At 72.4% G+C, this 18,253-nt stretch carries 9 protein-coding genes; 8 read left to right on the top strand and 1 reads right to left on the bottom strand.

Annotation, left to right across the window (positions count from 1 at the left end):
- The first annotated feature begins 19 nt into the window (after positions 1-19).
- Genes ACFS27_RS21145 through ACFS27_RS21135 form a run of 3 tightly spaced genes read left to right on the top strand, consistent with a single transcriptional unit; the run spans position 20 to position 3,805 of the window.
- Complete coding sequence (locus ACFS27_RS21145) at positions 20-928, top strand: carbohydrate ABC transporter permease (protein WP_377187037.1); 909 nt, start codon at positions 20-22, stop codon at positions 926-928.
- Between the two features lie 7 nt (positions 929-935).
- On the top strand, positions 936-1,823 hold the full coding sequence (locus ACFS27_RS21140) for a carbohydrate ABC transporter permease (RefSeq protein ID WP_377191112.1): 888 nt from the start codon (positions 936-938) through the stop codon (positions 1,821-1,823).
- Positions 1,824-1,870: 47 nt separating this feature from the next.
- Positions 1,871-3,805 (top strand): glycoside hydrolase family 127 protein, encoded by a 1,935-nt coding sequence (locus tag ACFS27_RS21135; RefSeq protein WP_377187034.1) that lies wholly within the window; start codon positions 1,871-1,873, stop codon positions 3,803-3,805.
- A gap of 85 nt (positions 3,806-3,890) precedes the next feature.
- Here the strand turns inward: ACFS27_RS21135 and ACFS27_RS21130 are convergent, their stop codons facing one another.
- Positions 3,891-7,004: a family 43 glycosylhydrolase gene (locus ACFS27_RS21130; RefSeq protein ID WP_377187032.1), complete on the bottom strand. Its 3,114-nt coding sequence runs from the start codon at positions 7,002-7,004 to the stop codon at positions 3,891-3,893.
- A gap of 338 nt (positions 7,005-7,342) precedes the next feature.
- Here ACFS27_RS21130 and ACFS27_RS21125 point away from each other — a divergent pair, with 338 nt between their 5' ends.
- The 5 genes from ACFS27_RS21125 (at position 7,343) to ACFS27_RS21105 (ending at position 18,156) form a co-directional block, all read left to right on the top strand.
- A complete protein-coding gene (locus ACFS27_RS21125) occupies positions 7,343-12,070 on the top strand; it encodes a galactose-binding domain-containing protein (RefSeq protein WP_377187029.1) in 4,728 nt (1,575 codons plus the stop codon).
- A 14-nt stretch (positions 12,071-12,084) separates the two neighbouring features.
- On the top strand, positions 12,085-14,334 hold the full coding sequence (locus ACFS27_RS21120) for a glycoside hydrolase family 127 protein (RefSeq protein WP_377187026.1): 2,250 nt from the start codon (positions 12,085-12,087) through the stop codon (positions 14,332-14,334).
- Positions 14,331-16,271: an Ig-like domain-containing protein gene (locus ACFS27_RS21115; protein ID WP_377187023.1), complete on the top strand. Its 1,941-nt coding sequence runs from the start codon at positions 14,331-14,333 to the stop codon at positions 16,269-16,271. The genes ACFS27_RS21120 and ACFS27_RS21115 overlap by 4 nt, the downstream gene beginning before the upstream one ends.
- Positions 16,272-16,321: 50 nt before the next feature.
- Complete coding sequence (locus ACFS27_RS21110) at positions 16,322-16,948, top strand: hypothetical protein (protein WP_377187020.1); 627 nt, start codon at positions 16,322-16,324, stop codon at positions 16,946-16,948.
- Positions 16,949-17,106: 158 nt separating this feature from the next.
- Positions 17,107-18,156: a hypothetical protein gene (locus tag ACFS27_RS21105; RefSeq protein WP_377187017.1), complete on the top strand. Its 1,050-nt coding sequence runs from the start codon at positions 17,107-17,109 to the stop codon at positions 18,154-18,156.
- Positions 18,157-18,253: the final 97 nt, after the last annotated feature.

Genomic DNA, 18,253 nt, shown 5'->3' with positions numbered 1-18,253 from the left:
CCGCCCGTCCGCCAGACCCGTGAGAACCACCAGACCCGCCCTCGCCGCCGTCGCGCGGCGCCGGGCCCTGCACGGCTGGGCCTACGCCGCGCCGACCGCGGTGCTCGTGATCGGCCTCTTTGTCATCCCCGTCCTGCTCGTCGGCCAGATGTCGCTCTCCGACTGGCCGCTGCTGTCCGGGAACCAGGGGGTCAACGCACCACAGAACTACGTGGACGCCGTCGGGCACCGGTACTTCTGGGACTCGGTGGTCTTCACCGTGAAGTACACGGTGATCGCCACCGTGCTGCTCCTCGGCCTCGGTCTGGGCTTCGCGCTCCTCGTGCAGGAGTCGAGCCGCTGGACCGCCGTGCTGCGCACGTCGATCCTGGTGCCCAGCGCGCTCGGGCTGGCGTCCGCCTCGCTGCTCTTCTACGCGCTGTACTCGCCACAGGTCGGCCCGCTCTCGCCGCTCCTGCAGACGCTCGGCCTCGCCGACGGCCCGGTGACGTTCCTCGGGACGCCGGACAGCGCGCTGTGGTCGACGGTGTTCCTCGTGGTCTGGCGGTTCGCCGGCTTCTACATGCTGCTGCTCATGGTGGGGCTCCAGGGCATCCCGCACGAGGTGCTCGAGGCCGCCCGGATGGACGGCGCGAACCGCTGGCAGACCTTCGTCAGCATCACGCTGCCCCTGCTGCGCCCGTCGCTGGCGCTGTGCACGGTGCTGTGCGTCACGGGTTCGCTCCTGGCCTTCGACCAGTTCTACATCCTGACCAAGGGCGGGCCGGACAACAGCACGCTCACGGTCGTCCAACTCATCTACAACGTGGCCTTCCAGGGCCAGAACGACCTCGGCGTCGCTGCCGCGCTGTCGATCGTCGTCCTGGTCGTGCTCGTCGTCGTGAACGTGGCCCAGCTGCGCGCCATGCGCACCGGCCGGGAGGACTGACATGACCATGACCGCACCCGCACCGACCCCCGTCCGCCCGCAGCCCCGCCGGCGTCCGAACGCCCCGCGGGCCCGCCTCGTCGGGATCGCTCTACGGACCCCGTACTGGGTCCTCACCGGCGCGCTCGCCCTCGTCTTCGTCTTCCCGCTGATCTGGGCCGGGGTCGCGTCCGTTGCGCCGCAGCCGGGCAGCAGCCAGGTCGACGGCTGGGGCTTCGGCAACTACGCGACCCTCATGGAGTACCAGGCGGGGCTGCCCCAGTACCTGCTCAACTCCACGCTCGTGTCCGGCATGACGGTGCTCTTCACCCTGACCGCTTCGGTCCTGGGCGGCTACGCGTTCTCCCGCTTCCGGTTCCCGGGCCGGGACGTGCTGTTCCTGCTCACGCTCGCCATCCTCATGGTGCCGTACGCGACCCTGCTCATCCCGCTGTACGTGATGCTCAACGCGGTCGGGCTGCAGAACACCCTGGTCGGCCTGTCGCTCGTGCTCACGGTGTTCCAGCTCCCGTTCGCGACGTTCATGATGCGGATCTCCTTCGACGCCGTCCCACGCGAGCTCGACGAGGCGGCGCTCGTGGACGGCTGCTCGTCGTTCCGCGCCCTGCGCACCGTGCTGCTGCCCGCGGTCAAGCCAGGGGTCATCACGGTCGGCCTGTTCGCGTTCCTCGCGGCCTGGAACGACTTCGTCGCGCCGCTGATCCTCATCTCCGACTCCGACAAGATCCCGCTCCCGCTGGCCGTGGCAAACCTCCGTGCGCAGGTCATGGGCATCGTGGACTACGGAGCCACCGAAGCGGGCGTCGTGGTGATGGCCCTGCCGTGCGTCGTGCTGTTCCTCCTGCTCCAGCGGCACTACGTCCGCGGCTTCATGTCCGGGGCGCTCAAGGGCTGACCGGCCAGTACCCCCCTCGTTCGTCCACCCTTCTCGGAGGTCTCCGCATGCTCTTTCCGACCGGGCACCATGGCGCGGCAACACCAGCGCCCGTCGTGCCCTCGACCGGGCGGTTCCAGCCGCTCGGCCTCGACCAGGTACGCATCACGGGTGGCCCATGGGCGCGCCGCCAGGAGGTGAACGCCTCCGCCACCCTCGCGCACATCGAGCACTGGCTCGAGCGGGAGGGCTGGCTCGGCAACTTCGACCTGGCGGCGGCCGGCGGCCTGGCGGCAGGCCGCCGCGGCCGGGAGTTCAGCGACTCGGAGGTGTACAAGCTCCTTGAAGCCATGGCCTGGGAGCTCGGTCGGCGGCCCGACGAGGACCTGGAGCACCGGTTCGGCGCGATCGTCCGCCGGGTGGCCGCCGCCCAGGAGCCGGACGGGTACCTCGGCACGAGGTTCGGCCGGCCTGGGCAGCAGCTGCGCTACACGGACCTGGAGTGGGGCCACGAGCTCTACTGCCAGGGTCACCTCTACCAGGCCGCCGCCGCGCGCGCCCGTACCGGCCGTCCCGGCGACCTCCTGGTCGAGGTCGCCCGGCGCAGCGCCGACCATGTGTGCGAGGCGTTCGGCCCGGACGGCAACCAGGGCGTCTGCGGGCACGCCGAGGTCGAGGTCGGCCTGGCGGAGCTCGGGCGCGCGCTCGGGGAGCCGCGCTACCTCGCGCAGGCCGCGCTGTTCGTCGACCGGCGCGGGCACGGGGTCCTCGCCGACATCGAGTTCGGCCGGTCGTACTACCAGGACGACGTCCCGGTGCGCGACGCCGAGGTGTTCCACGGGCACGCCGTGCGGGCCAACTACCTGGCCGCCGGCGCCGTGGACGTCGCGGTCGAGTCGGGGGACGAGAAGCTGCTCGACGCCGTTGCTGGCCAGTGGGCTCGTACCCAGGCGCGGCGGACCTATCTGACGGGCGGGCAGGGGTCGCACCACCAGGACGAGGCGTTCGGCGACGACTGGGTGCTGCCGCCGGACCGCGCGTACTCCGAGACGTGCGCGAGCGTCGGCTCGGTCATGGTGTCGTGGCGGCTGCTGCTCGCGCGCGGCGGCGCCCAGTACGGCGACGCGATCGAGCGGGCGCTCACCAACGTGGTGGCGACCTCCCCGGCCCACGACGGGCAGTCCTTCTTCTACGCCAACACGCTGCACCAGCGGGTGCCGGCCGAGCACGTCGCGACGGACGAGGTCAGCAAGCGCGCCGAGGCGTCCCTGCGGGCGCCGTGGTTCGAGGTCTCCTGCTGCCCGCCCAACGTGGCGCGCACGTTCGCGAGCGTCGCCGCCTACGTCGCGACGGTCGACGACGGCGGCGTCCAGCTCCACCAGTACGCGCCGGCCGAGATCCGGGCCGCGCTGCCCTCCGGTGAGGCGGTCGCGCTCGACGTCGTGACCAGCTACCCGGACGACGGCCGCGTCGAGGTGCACGTGGTGGACGCGCCGCCGAGCGACTGGACGCTCACGCTGCGCGTGCCGTCCTGGTCGCCGTCTGCCCGGGTGCGGGTGGGCGACGGGCCCGACCGCGTGGTGGGACCCGGCTCCGTCGAGGTGCCCGGCCCACGGTCTGGTGCCGTCGTGACGCTGGATCTCGACGCCGCCCCGCGGTTCGTCGCGCCCGACCCGCACATCGACGCCGTCCGCGGCTGTGTGGCGGTCCAGCGCGGTCCGGAGGTGCTGTGCCTCGAGTCCGTCGACCTGGACGCGGGGCACGGGGTGGACGACGTCGTGGTGGACGCCTCGGTCCCGCCGTGGGAGGTGGACGGCACGGTGTACGTCCGGGCCGGGACGCTGCGCGGGAGCGACGTCGCCGACGTCGCGTGGCCGTACGCCGCGACGGACGACGTCGCACCGCGACCCCGGCCCGAGCTGCGTGACGTGCCGCTCGTCCCGTACCACGACTGGGCCAACCGCGGCCCGGCCACGATGCGTGTCTGGCTCCCGCTGCTCTGACCCCGGCAGCGCGTGATCGGTAGAACGTCAGGAGATCGGCAACCCCGGGCTGCCGATCTCCTGACGTTCTACCGACCACGTTCGGCTAGCAGCTCAGCTCCTCGTAGGGAGCCGTCACCTCGGCGGATCCGCTGACCTCTACCGTCACGGTCCCGGCGTCGACCTGCGTCGACCGGGTCGCGAAGGACTGGTAGGCGGCCTGGCCGGGCGCGACGTCCGTGACCTCGCTGGTGCCGTACGGCGTGACGATCCGGACGTCCACCGGGCCGTCGTGGTCGTTCACGGCGCGCACGGCCAGGGTGGCCCTGCCTGCCAGGCAGCGTGCCGCGGCGGTGACCGTCACCGCCGGCTCGCCAGGCCCGCCCGTACCCGGGTCGTCGGCGATCACCCGCCACTCGGTCGCGGCGACGGCGGAGAAGCCGGCTCCGTCGCCGTTCGCGCGGATCGTCGCCCGCAGGCGCGAGGTCGTGACCGGCTCGAACGTCATGCGGTTGAGCTCGTCCGTGCTCGTGCCGGCCGGCGAGGGGTCGGCCACCGGCGCCCAGTCCTGTGCGGTCTCGTCCCAGTACGACAGCTCCCAGGAGTCGGGCGCGGCCACGCCGGCGCCGGTGCCCTGCGGCTGGTCGGCCCAGAACCTGATCTCCGCGGCGGTCACCCTGATCGGCCGGGGCCAGGAGTACTGGGCCCACTGGGTCGCCGGATTGCTGCCCGACCACGTGCCCCAGAGCTGCGCCTGCGGCGGGCTCGCCGGGTCCAGCTCGTCGTTGAGCGCGAGCACCGAGTTCCAGCCCGCCGTGTACGACGCCGTCGGTGTGGCCAGCGGCGCGACGTTGCCGGTCAGTGGCCCGCTGAGGTCGGCGGGGATCGTGATCGTCCGGGCGGGCTCCGCGTTGCCCGCCCGGTCCACCGCCCGGTAGCGCACGTCGTGGCGGTCGGCGTCCCCTGCGGGCACCGGCCCGTCGTACGGTTCGAACGCCCCGCCGTCCACCGCCACCTCGACGAGCGCGACACCGGAGGTGCCGTCCGTCGCGGTCACCGAGACGGTGCGGGCCCGCTCGTCGACGGTCGCGGTGCTCCGTGGAGCCGTCCCGTCGATCCGGACGTCCAGCGCGGCCGGCTGTGACACGTTGCCTGCGCGGTCGGCGGCCGTCGCCGTGACGGTGTGCTCGCCGTCGCCCGCTACGTCGACGTCGGTGTACCGGACGAGGTCCGTGACCACCGGTTCCGCGCCGTCGACCGAGGTCGTGAGGACCACCCGGCCCCCGCCGTCGTCCGTACCCGCGACGCGGGCCCGTACCGCCGAGCGGAACCAGCCGCCGGTACCGGCGCTACCGACCGGGGTGATGGTGACCTCCGGCGCGGTCTCGTCACCCTCGGTGTCCGCTGGGTCGACGACGGTCACGGTGGCCGTGAGGCGCCCCGCGGCGTGGCCGAGCACCGACCCCTCCACGGTGAGCTCGCCCGGGTGGGCCACGTCCTGCGCGGTGAGCGCGTCCCAGTAGGCGGGCACCCGGAGCGTGTGCCCACCCGGGTAGGTCGCGACGACCGTGCCGGGCAGCTCCGTCTCGCCCACCTCGACGGTCATCAGCTCCGGTGTGACGGTGTCGGCCTGCTCGGCGAGGACCTTCCACTCCTCGACGGCCACGCCGGAGTAGGTGGAACCGTTGGTGGACGCGTCGAAGACCGCCCGGAGCTGGGTGGTGGTCACGGCGTCGAACGACGTCGGCTGGAAGCCGGAGGTGCCGGTCGGGTGCCCGTCGGCCCCCGGCACGGCCGTCCAGGCGTCCACGTCGGCGTCCCAGTACTGGATGCGCCAGGTGTCCGGGGCCGCCACCCCGACGCCGGAGCCCTTCGGCTGGTCGTTCCAGAACTCGATCTGCGACCCGGACACCCGGACCGGCTGGTCCCAGGTGTACTGGACCCACTGCTGCGGCGGGTTGTTGCCCGTCCACGTACCCCACATGTCCGGCGGCAGCGGGTTGGGGCGCACGATCTCGTCGTTGAGGGCCTTGGTCCAGTACTGCGTCGGGACCGGGTCGTTGGACACGGTGACGCGTGCCTCCTGCGCGATGTTCGAGCGGGGCGTCCGGTCCGGCTGCACCGACGGCGTGATCGTCACCGGGAGCATGCGCGGCGGGTCCTGCGTGTCGTCCCACTCGACGCGGTCGATCGCCACCGAGCGCCGGAAGTGGTTGCCGCCCTCCGCGTCGGCCGTGTGGTAGGCGATCCACCACTGGCCGTTCAGCTCGACGATGCCGGGGTGGCTCGTGGTCGACGAGACGGGCGGGAGGATCGTGCCCCGGTAGGTCCACGGGCCCTCGGCCGACGGTGCCGTCGCGTACGCGATGCACGCGTGATAGTTGGCGGGCGTGCACCGGCTGGACGGACCCGCGTTGTTGCCCGCGTACGCGAGGTAGTAGGTGCCGTCGCGCTCGAAGAGCCAGGGCGCCTCGAAGAACCCGGTGAGGCCCGTGACGGACCGGACGTCGCCGACGGGTGTCTTCATGTCCTGCCCCAGCTCGACCTGGCGCAGGTTGCCGAAGCTGCCCCAGTACATGAACACCCTTCGGTCCTCGCCCACGCCGTCCACCAGGACCGTCGGGTCGATGTTGTGGATCGTGTTGGGCGTGGGTAGCCGCTGGGAGACGATCGGCCCGCCCGCGTGGTCGGTCCAGGGCCCGGTGGGGGAGTCCGACACCGCCACGCCGATGCCGAACTTGTCGCTCGCACCGCTGGCCGCCTCGTGCACCGGGACGTACCAGTAGTACCGGTCGTCGACGCCCTGCTGGACCTCGCCCGCGTAGGCACGGCCAGGTGTCGCCCACGAGAAGACGTCCTCCGGCCGCATCAGCGACGGGTGGTGCGTCCACTCACCGGCATCGACGTCGGAGGTCACCAGGGCGCCCCACTCGTTCATGACGAAGTCGTTGCGCGTGGGTCCCGCCTCGTCGTGGCCCGTGTAGACGTAGAGCTGGTCCGCCCCCGTACTGTTGCCGGGCGCTCCGGCGGGGACCACCACGGGTGCGGGGTCCGCGGAGTAGTAGCTCCCGTCGGCCAGGATCGGATTCTGCGTGCTGGTGATGCCGACCGGATCGGCCGCCTGCGCCGTCGCCGGTACGGCCGTCCCGGCGAGCCCGGTGGCGAGGAGCGCCGCGAGGGCGCCCGCCGTGGCCTGCCTTCCTGCTCGGATGTGTCTCATGCGTGTTCTCCTGTCGTGGCACTTCGTCGTGGCACTGCCGCAGTGACGCGCCGACCCTGCCACAGCCTGCTGCTGCCAACAATGGGTTTCGGTAGTTTTCGGCGTGCGCAGGGGCCAAACGGGTGATCGTGGGCCGAAAACACCGAAAACCATTGCCGGAGCCGCTGGGTGATGCTTCACTGGTCCGCGCCGGGGCTCCTCGATGACGAGCGAGCCCGGCGGGAACCACCTGGCGGACACCAACGCGAGCCGGGGTGGGGAGCGCAGCGATGCGCAGCCTCCGCCCGAGCGGCGCGCCGTCCGTCCGACTGCCTGGCCGTCGACGGAGAGGACATGTGATGTCGGCACGAACACGAAGGGGCGCGGTCGCAGCTACCGCGGTGGCGGCGCTGGTCGCCTGCGGGAGCGTGGCACTGCTGCCGCCCGCCGCTCATGCGGCGTCGCCGATACTGCCGGGGAACGAGGGCGACGTCGGCGTCTACACCGACGGGCTCACGGACTCCCTGGACATCGGGGACCCGGTGTACCGCAACCTCGATACCGTCGAGGCCGCGCTCGACCCCGGCGTCCCGTACACGGCCGACAGCATGTACCAGTCGATCTTCGACGCCGACGTCGACGCAGGCGGGACCGACTTCTACCTCGACCGCGTGCTGGGCGTGAGCGGCACGGCGGGCAACTCGGTGCTGCAGACGCGCGGTCGCACGCTCTACCTGCGCGGCGCGTCGAGCTGGAACACCATGGGCTTCGCGGGGAACGCCTTTGCCGGCGGGCCGAACAACCTCGGGGACCTCTACACGATCACGGTGCCAGGGCAGACGGTCAGCGAGGAGGGCAGCGCCAGGTTCAACGCGCCCAGCCACGCCAAGGCCCGGTACTCGATCGGATCGACCGGGGTGACCGCCGACCTGCGCAAGCTCATCACCCACGACAACACCGCGCTGTCGGCGCTCACCTTCACCAACCCCGGCAGCAGCGACGTCACGTTCACCGTGCGCGCCCAGTCGCCGGTCGCCCGCTCGGCTGCCGACGCCGACGACGAGCTGACCGGCACGCGCACCCTGACCAGTGGCGCGAACAACGGGCTGGTCGACACGCCGTGGTCGTCCGTGACCGTCGGCCTCAAGGCAGACGGCTTCACCCGCAGCGGCAGCGCCCTCGACCGCGAGGTCACGGTGCCGGCCGGTGGGTCGGTCGACCTGTCGGTGGTCGGCGGACTCTACTCCGACGCCCTGCCCGACGGCGAGGCGCAGCTGCGCGACCTCGCGTCGATGGAGCCCGGAGCGGCGTTCCGGACCGGGGTGACCGCGTTCAACGAGCGGTGGGCGGCCGACATCCCGTACATCGACGTGCCCGACCCGGCCATCGAGAAGGCGATCGTGTACCGCTGGTGGGGCGAGCGGTACAACAGCCTCGACGCGAACGAGCCCGGCTACGTGTACCAGTACCCGACCACCATCGAGGGCGTGCACCTGTACCAGAACTCGGTGGTGCTCACGCAGCCGATGCATCTGCAGGACACCAAGTGGATCCGGAACCCCTACCTCGCGTACGGCCAGGTCCTGAACGTCGGTGAGCTGTCCGGGTCGTCGGCGCTGCTCGACAGCCCTGGCCACACCAGCTGGAACAACCACTACTCCCAGTACCTCGGCACGGCCGGGCTGGAGGCGTACAACGTCCACGGCGGTGGCCCCGACGTCGCCGAGCGGTTCGCCCACTACTTCGAGCAGGACGGCGTGGGCCAGCTCGAGCACTACGACGGGAACGACGACGGCCTGATCGCGTACGACACCAACTACATGCCGGGCAACGACTCCGACGCGATCACCTTCGGCTACCCGAAGGCGAACGCGGGCGCTCCCGGGGCGCGCACGATCGAGCGGCCGGAGTCGGCGTACGTGTGGGGAGCTTTCGACGCGGCCAGCAAGCTGTACGAGATCGCCGGCGCGGACCCCGCGAAGGTCTCCGGTACGGCCGCAGAGGCGGACCGCATCCAGCAGGCGGTGCTGGACCGGCTCTGGAGCGAGGAGACGCAGATGTTCCTCGCCGGGACCTCGCACGGGGCGACATCGGCGGCGGCGTCGGGCGGCAGCGCGAACCCGCTGCCCGAGGCGGAGCGGGACCTGATCCCGGCCAAGGAGTCCAACCTGTACGACGTCTACGCCCAGAACCTCGTCCCCGCGGCGGAGTGGGAGAAGTACGTCGACGGGTTCCGGTTCCTGCGCTACGGCGACAACTTCCCGATCTTCCCGTTCTACACGGCCAACCAGTACGACCGGTCGAAGTTCGACATCGGCGGCTCCAACAACTTCTCGAACATCAACTTCACCGTCCAGTACCGCGGCGTGCGTGCCGCGCTGCGCGACTACGACCCCGAGCAGCGGTACATCACGCCGGAGTACGCGGCCACGCTGCTCGACTGGATGGCGTGGAGCATCTACCCGAACGGTGACGCGCGGGTGGCCAACCAGGCCGAGTACTACTCGGGCTGGAACGCGGAGACGAAGACCTACAACCGCAACAACCCCAACCACGTGATGCTCGGCAACATGAGCTACATCTTCGTGGAGGACATGGGCGGCATCCAGCCGCGCTCGGACGACCTGATCGAGCTCTCGCCGATCGACCTCGGCTACGACCACTTCATGGTGAACAACCTGCGGTACCACGGTCACGACGTGTCGATCGTCTGGGACCCGGACGGCACGCACTACGGTCTCGGCGCCGGCTACTCGCTGTTCGTCGACGGCGAGCGCAAGGCGTCCGCCGACACGATCGGCGGCTTCGTGTACGACCCGGCGGCCAACGAGGTGGTCGAGGCCGACGACGGCATCGGCGCCGTCGTCGTCGCCGACCAGGGCACCGACCTGCCCGCGGCGGTCGACACCCCGATCGAGGACGAGCGCGTCGTGTCGTACCTGAAGACGGCGGGCATCGATCTCACCGAGGAGTCGGCGAACCTCGCAGCGGGCGCGGCACTCAGCTCGTCGGCGACCCAGGACGGCGCCCGCCCGACCCCGTGGCGCACCTTCCACACCCCCGGGTTCTCCAGCAGCTCGATGAACTACACGCCGGGCGCCATCACGACCACCGAGCGGCCCGTGTCGCTGGACGCCGTGACGGACGGCGTGACGGTGAACGAGCCCTACTGGGGCAACCACGGGACCGACGGCGACACCGGCTACGTGGAGCTCGACCTCGGCGAGCCGGTCGCGCTGGACAACGTGAAGGTCTGGTTCGTCAGCGACCGCCAGGAGGGCGGGTACGCGCAGCCGCAGCGCTACTCGATCCAGGTGCCGGACGGCCAGGGCGGCTGGACGGCCGTCCCCGAGCAGGCCAAGGCGCCGAAGGTCCCAGGGCCCAAGCTGAACGAGGCGCTGTTCCCGACCACCACGACCGACCGTGTCCGGGTCGCCTTCACGAACGCGCCCGGCCACTGGACGGCGATCTCGGAGATCCAGGCGTTCGACTCCGGGCGGCCGGTGCCTCCGGTGGTGAACGATCCGCCGGCGGTCAGCGCGACGTTCGACGACAGCGCGGACGGCAACCTGTCCACGCAGCTCGTCGCCACCGCCACCGACGACGGGCTCCCGGACGACGGCGAGCTCACCTACGGCTGGGAGACCGTCTCGGCCCCCGACGGCGCCGGCGTGATCTTCGCCGACGACGCCGCGCTCACCACCCGGGTGACCGGCACCGCCCCCGGCGAGTACGTGTTCCGCTTCCGCGCGACGGACGGAGAGCTCACCACCACGAGGGACGTCACCGTGACGCTCGAGGAACGCGAGACGACCGCCGAGTTCGGGCGGCTCGCCACGATCACGACCAGCGGCGCCTCGCCGTGGGAGAACCCGCAGCGGGTCAACGCCGAGTCGACGCCGGCGAGCTCGAGCCCCGGCGCGGGCAACGGCTGGGGTACCTGGGGCCAGGCACAGAACGGCACCAGCCAGGCGCAGGCCGCCTGGATCCAGTACGCGTGGAGCGCGCCGGTCCAGGTCAGCTCGACGGACATCTTCTGGTACGACGACACGGGCGGCACCAGGACCCCGCGCGCCGACACCTACGCCGTCGAGTACACGACCGACGGTGAGACGTGGAGCCCGGTCACGCTCGCGGACGGGGAGTCGTACGGTGACGCGCTCGCCCGGAACGACTACAACCGCATCGCCTTCGAGCCCGTGGAGGCGAGCGCGCTGCGGGTCAGGATCTGGGGCGTGCAGCCTGGCGGGGCAGGGACCGGCGTCCTGCGCTGGCGGGTGAACGGCGACACGGTGGACACCGTCGCCAGCCCCGTCGTCATGCGTACCACCAGCGGCGTCGTGCCGGAGCTGCCCGCACAGCTCGACGTCGTCTACTCGGGCGGCAGCCGCGGGACCCTGCCGTTCACCTGGCAGGAGATCACCCCGGCGATGGTCGCCGAGCCGAACGTCGAACCCTTCGTGGTCCACGGCACGAACGCCGAGTACGGGCTGCTCGCCGAGGCGCGGGTGTACGTGCGGCCGGAGACCGCGCAGGACGGCATCGCCATCCAGGGCGCTGAGACGTTCGAGCGGGAGGTCCAGGTCGGGGAGCAGCCGCACCTGCCCACCCGTGTGGCCGTGTCGTACAACGACGGGTCGCGCGACAACCAGGCGATCGGCGTCGTGTGGGACTTCGACGAGTCGGTGGTCCAGGAGCCGGGCGTGCATGTCATCACCGGGCAGCTCGTCCTGCCCGACTACGTGAGCGAGGCCGGGACCACGCAGACCACCCTCACGCTCACCGTGCTCGGCGACCCCGACGCAGGGCCGGTGGTCACCGCTACCGCGGAACCGCGGTGCCTGGCGGGCCGGGTCACGCTCGCGGTCCGGGCGGTCAACGACGAGGACGGCCCGCTCGACGTCACGCTCGCCACGGCGTTCGGCACCAAGGAGGTCTCCGGTGTCCAGCCCGGCGCTGCGGCCTACCAGTCGTTCGCCACCCGCACCGGTTCGGTCGAGGCGGGGACCGCGACCGTGACGGCGGACGACGGCGCCGGCCGCACCTCGGAGACCAGCATCGACTACCCCGCGCTCACGTGCGGCTGACGGAAGGGATCACCATGCACAGCGCACCAGAGACCCCCGGCGTCTCCCGCCGGTCGCTGCTCCGGATCGGAGCAGCCGGCCTCGCCGGGGGCGCGGCCGCCCTCGGCCTCGCCGGCGGGGTGGCCTCGGCCGCCCCGACCGTGGCGGCGCAGCAGGCCGCCGCACGACTGCCACGCCGGTACCTGCGCCTCCTGGACCGGTCCGCCGTCTCCGACCGGTGGCTCGCGACACCGTTCCCGCTCGCTGACGTCACCCTCGCGCCGAGCGTCGCCACCCGGTCCCAGGACCAGCTCCTGCACCTGCTCCGGGTCTACCCCGTGGACCGGGTCCTCGCGGTCTTCCGCCGCAACGCCGGTCTCGACACGCGGGGCGCCAACCCGCCCGGCGGCTGGGAGGGGTTCGGCCACGCGAACGAGCAGCCCTGGGGGCCGGACGACTACCCGGGCCGGGCCAACGTCCAGACCGCCAACCTCCTGCGCGGCCACTACGGCGGGCACTTCCTGTCCGCGCTGGCGCTCGCGTGGGCCTCCACCGGCGAGCAGGTGTTCAAGGACAAGGTCGACGAGGTCGTCGCCGGGCTGGGCGAGGTCCAGGCGGCGCTCGCGGCGATGGCCCGGTTCAGCCACCCCGGCTTCCTCGCCGCGTACGGGGAGTGGCAGTTCAGCCAGCTCGAGAAGTACGCGCCGTACGGCGAGATCTGGGCTCCTTACTACACGTGCCACAAGATCATGGCGGGCCTGCGCGACGCCTACCAGCTCGCGGACAGCGACCAGGCGCTGGAGGTCCTGACGCCGATGGCGGACTGGGTCTCCGGCCGGCTCGACCCGCTGCCCGCCGACCAGCTGACGCGGATGTGGGGCATCTACATCGCCGGCGAGTACGGAGGGATGAACGAGATCCTCTGCGACCTCGCGGCGATCACGGGGGAGGGCCGGTACCTCGCCACCGCCCGGAAGTTCGACCTGACGCCGCTCGTCGACGCCTGCGCCGAGGGCACCGACACGCTGAACGGCAAGCACGCCAACCAGCACATCCCGCAGTTCCCCGGCTACCTCAAGGCCTACGAGCAGACGGGCGAGCAGCGCTACCTCGACGCCGTCACCGGGTTCTGGGGCATGGTCGTGCCCGGCCGTACCTATGCGCACGGCGGGCACGGGGAGGGCGAGCTGTTCGGGCCGCCCGGTACCGTCGCCGGCGACATCGGGGCCCGCAACGCCGAGACGTGCGGCACCTACAACATGCTCAAGCTGTCCCGCCTGCTGTACCTGCACACGCTCGAACCGAAGTACCTGGAGTACTACGAGCGCGGCCTGCTCAACCACATCGTCGGCTCCAAGCGGAACACGCAGTCCGACACCAGCCCCGACGTCACCTACATGTACGGCGTGAACCCGGGCACCCGCCGCGAGTACGGCAACACCGGCACCTGCTGCGGCGGCACCGGGCTGGAGAACCACGTCAAGTACGCCGACACGGTGTACCTCCGGTCCGCCGACGGCACCGCGCTGCACGTCAACCTCTATCTCGCCTCGACGCTGGACTGGCCGGAGCGCGGGCTGCGGGTGGTGCAGCAGACCGAGTACCCGAAGGCAGGCTCGACCCGCCTCACGTTCGAGGGCTCCGGCGAGCTCGACCTGCGGCTGCGCGTGCCCGGCTGGGTGCGCAAGGGGTTCACCGTCCAGGTCAACGGCGCGGTACAGGACCTGGACGCGGTTCCCGGCACCTACGTGAGCATCGCCCGCACCTGGGCGTCCGGCGACGTGGTCGACGTCGAGATGCCGTTCAGCGTCCGTGCCGTGCCGACCGTCGACGACCCGGCGGTCCAGAGCATCGAGTGGGGCCCGACGGTCCTGCTCGTGCGGGACCCCGCCACGAGCTACCTCGACATCTCCCTCTACAGCCACATGGGCCTCGACGGCACCCTCGACAGCGCGTTCGAGGCGACCGGCGACGGCTACTTCCGGCTCGGGGACCGCGTCCTCGAGCCCGCGTGGTCCGGCGACCACACCAGCTACCACATGTACGTGCGCCGCACGGAGCCACGCGTCGTGTTCGCGGGCCTGGACAGCGGGGTGGCGAACGCCGCCCGCCCCGACGGCACCACCCTGCTCGACGCCGTCTGGGCCGACGGCGGGTTCGCCACCCGGGGGGACTTCCTCGCCCGCGTGCAGAGCACCACCGAACAGTTCACCGACCAGGGCCTGATCAGCCGGCGCGACGCCCAGCGCGTCCTGCTCACCGCGGGCAAGGCGAGGATGGCATGACCACACCACGCACAGTCGTCGGACGTCGCGCCACCGCCGTCCTCGGCGCGCTCGTCCTCGCCCTGACCAGCCTGAGCTCCGCGGCGGCGGCGCCGTCCGCCGGGATCACGGCCGCCGGAGCCGCAGCGGCGGAGCCGGCCAACGTCGCTCTCCTCGCCACGCCGAGCGCCAGCTACACCGCCTCCTGGAACCGCGTCGCCGCCGTGAACGACGGCGCGGGCGCCAGCACGGGCGGCTCGCACGAGGACACCTGGGCGACCTGGGGTGAGGACCCGCGCCCGGCGAGCCAGTGGCTCGAGTACACGTGGGAGGCACCCGTCCGGATCGACCGGTCGGCCGTGCGGTTCTGGTCCGACGGGACGGAGGCGAACGGCGACAACGTACGCGTGCCCACGTCCTGGACGGTCCAGTACTGGGACCAGGACGCCGAGGCGTTCGCCGACCTGCCCGCGCCGAGCGGCTTCCCCACCGACCGCCTCGGCCTGAACGAGACCAGCTTCGAGCCCGTCACGACCACCCGGCTGCGGGCCACGTTCCAGGCGCTCGCGGGCGGCCCGGACGAGACCTACTCGGCGATCGGGGTGTCCGAGTGGGAGGTCTGGGGCACCGGCGGCGTCGTCGAGCCGGATCCGGAGGACCCGTTCGGCCCGATCGACCACACACCGGTGCACGTCCCGACGCAGGTGGGCGTGCTGCCGGAGCTACCGGTACGGCTCGACGCCGTCTATGAGGACGGCCGGGTCGTGCGGGTCGCGGTGACCTGGGCGGACGTCACGGCGGACGACGTCGCCGAGCCCGGCTCGTTCGCGGTCACTGGCACGTCGCCCGACCTGGTGGAGCCGGTCGAGGGCACGGTCTACGTCCGGGACGGCGACCCCGGCCCCGTTGCCGCCGTCGACAACGTCGCGGTGGTCACCCTCGCCGGGACCGAGCCGGTGCTCCCGCCGACCGTGACGGCCCGGTACGCGGACGACTCGCGCGACAGCCGGGTCCCGGTCGTCTGGGACGACGTCGAAGCGGCCGACTACGCGGAGGCGGGCGGCATGTTCTTCGTCGCCGGCGACGTCGAGGGCACGGACGAGCCGGCGGAGGCAGTGGTGTTCGTGCTCGAGCCGGACACGGCCAAGGACACGACCGCGCCGCAGGTCACCCTGACCGCCGATCCGGCGGCGGCACCGTCGGGCTGGTACGTGCGGCCCGTCACCGTCACCGTGCGTGCGAGCGACAACCGGGACCCGGACCCACGGGTCGAGGTCGCGGTCGACGACGCCGAGCCCGTCCCGTACACGGGGCCGTTCACCCTGGACGGCGACGGCACGCACACCGTGCGGGTGCTGGCGACGGACGCGGCAGGCAACGTCGGCGAGGCGCAGCGGGAGCTGCGGGTGGACACGACGGCGCCCGTCACCACGGCGAGCGTCGAGAACCTCGGCCAGAGCGTGGAGATCACGCTGGCGGCCACCGACGGCGACGGGTCCGGCGTCGACCGCATCCAGTGGGAGGGCCCCGGGACGTTCTGGGGCACCTACACGGGGCCGTTCACCCGGACGCTGACGGACACGGAACAGGTCATCGAGTTCGCCGCCACCGACGCGGCGGGCAACCCGGAGGAGCGCAGGTCCCTGACGCTGCCGGCGGCGCAGGCGGACCTGCCGGTCACCGCAGAGGCGTCCGCCCGCTGCGTGGCGGGCAGCGTGCACGTCGCCGTCCGGGCGGTCAACGCGGCGGACGTCCCCGTCGACGTCGCCCTGACCACCGAGTACGGCTCGCGCGACGTGACCGGCGTCGAACCGGGCGAGAGCGCGTACCAGTCGTTCGCGACCCGTGCCGCAGCGGTAGCGGAGGGCACCGCTTCGGTGGTCGCTACCGGCACGGTCGACGGCGAGGAGGTCACCGTCCGGCACGACCTCACGCACGCCGCCCTGTCCTGCCCCTGAACCCACCCACGACGACACGTAGCCACGAGAGCACGTAGAGAAGAGACGAGATGATGAACCGCCACACCACCCAGCGGATCGCAGCGGCAGCCGCGGGGCTGGCCGTCGCGGCGACGGTCGGTGGCCTCGCCACCACCGCCGTGGCCGCCGACGATCCAGCAGGCGTCGACCTGTCCGTGACCATCGAGGACAACACGCCGGGCGCACTGAGCATGTCGGTCGCGCCGAACGACGGTGTCGTCCTCGCCGAGGAGGGCTCCGACGCCGAGGCGCGCCAGTTCGTGGGCACCCTGCCCACGGTCACCGTCGCCGACACCCGGGACGCCGGTGAGGTGCCCGAGGGCTCGTACTGGGCGGTGGTCGGCCAGGCGAGCGAGTTCACCGCGGAGGGGCAGGCCCCGATCGGCCCCGAGTACCTCGGCTGGGCGCCGCGCCTGCTGACGCCGTCGCCGTCGGGCGACGTGGCAGCCGGCGAGCCGGTGTCCAGCGTGCTCCCCGACGGCTCGGGCGGCGCCGCCGTCGGCCTCGAGGGCCAGGAGCTCCTCCTGTCCACCTGGGCGGCAGGCTCCGAGGCGGGCCCCTGGGACGTGAACGCCGACCTCACGCTGCGCACGCCCGCCGACGTGCCCGCCGGCGAGTACTCCTCGGTCCTGACCCTCTCCCTCTTCGAGGGCTGACCGAGCTGCCGTCCGTTGGTCGAGCTTGTCGAGACCGACCCCAACACACTGCACGCGAACCCCGGCGTGTCCCGTGCAGTGTGTTGGGGTCGGTCTCGACAAGCTCGACCGACGCGGTGCGGCGCTCGACCGATGCAAGTCCCCAGAAAGGTTCGGACATGCACCTCCACCCGCTGACAAGGACGGTCGTCGCGTTGGCGGCCATGGCGCTCGTGGCGACGTCGGTTCCCACGACGGCCCTCGCCCAGGCACACACGCGCCTGAGCGCGGCCGGCGACGACCGGGTCACCTGGTCGGTCGTGCCGGCGGACGCGTCGGGCCCGGACGGGCGTCGCGTCGTCGACCTGGAGCTCGAGCCCGGCGAGCGAGCAACGGAGCGTGTGGCCGTGACCAACCACTCGGCGGACGAGGTGACGTTCGCGCTGTCGGCCAACGACGGGTACCTGACCGAGCGGGGCAGCTTCGACATGCGGCCGTCGGCGGTCCCGCCCACCGACGGCGGCGCGTGGATCACCGTGCCCTCCCAGGTGGTCGTCGGACCTGGCGCGACCGAGGTGGTGCCCTTCGAGGTCACGTCGCCGGCCGACGCCGTACCCGGCGACCACCCGGCGGGCGTCGCTGCCTCCGTGCTGTCGGGCGGCGAGATGCAGGTCGAGTCGCGGGTCGGGGTCCGCGTGAACCTGCGTACCCCCGGGGAGGTGGTCGCCTCGATGGAGGCCGAGCTGCTCGACGCGTCCTACACGCAGGGGCCCGGCCTGCTCGAACCCGGCGAGCTCGTGGTGCGGTACGCCGTGGTCAACGACGGCACGGTCGCGCTGCGCACCACGTCGCAGGTCCGCGCGGAGAGCACGTTCGGAGGTGCGGCCGCGGCCGCACCGGCCGGCGAGGCGCTCGAGGTGCTGCCCGGCGGGCGTCGCGAGGTGACCGTCACGGTGCCGGGCGTCTGGCCGGTGGGGCCGTTCGGCGTCGAGGCCGTCGTCAGCGCCGCCGTGGCGGAGGGCGGCCCGGACGTGCCCGTGCCCGCCGACGTGACGCTCGCCGACACCGCGTGGGCGCTGCCGCTCCTCCACCTCCTGGTGCTGCTCGCCCTGACGCTCGCCGCCTGGGCGGTGCGCCGGGCGCTCCGTGCGCGCAGGGCACGGCTCGACCGCCTGCTCGAGCGGGCTCGCGCGGAGGGGCGCGCCGAGGCCATGGCGTCGGCGGACTGACGGTCGCCGGCCGGCGTCGGCCGACGCGCGTCGCCTGCCCGGCAGCGCAGGGCAGGGACCTGCCAGAACACTCGGTGGCGCTGCCGTCCTGACCTGA

Source organism: Promicromonospora vindobonensis (genome assembly GCF_042685865.1).
Lineage (GTDB): Bacteria > Actinomycetota > Actinomycetes > Actinomycetales > Cellulomonadaceae > Promicromonospora > Promicromonospora vindobonensis.
Note: the sequence above shows the minus strand (reverse complement) of the source record. Positions and strands in the feature narration are given on the sequence as shown.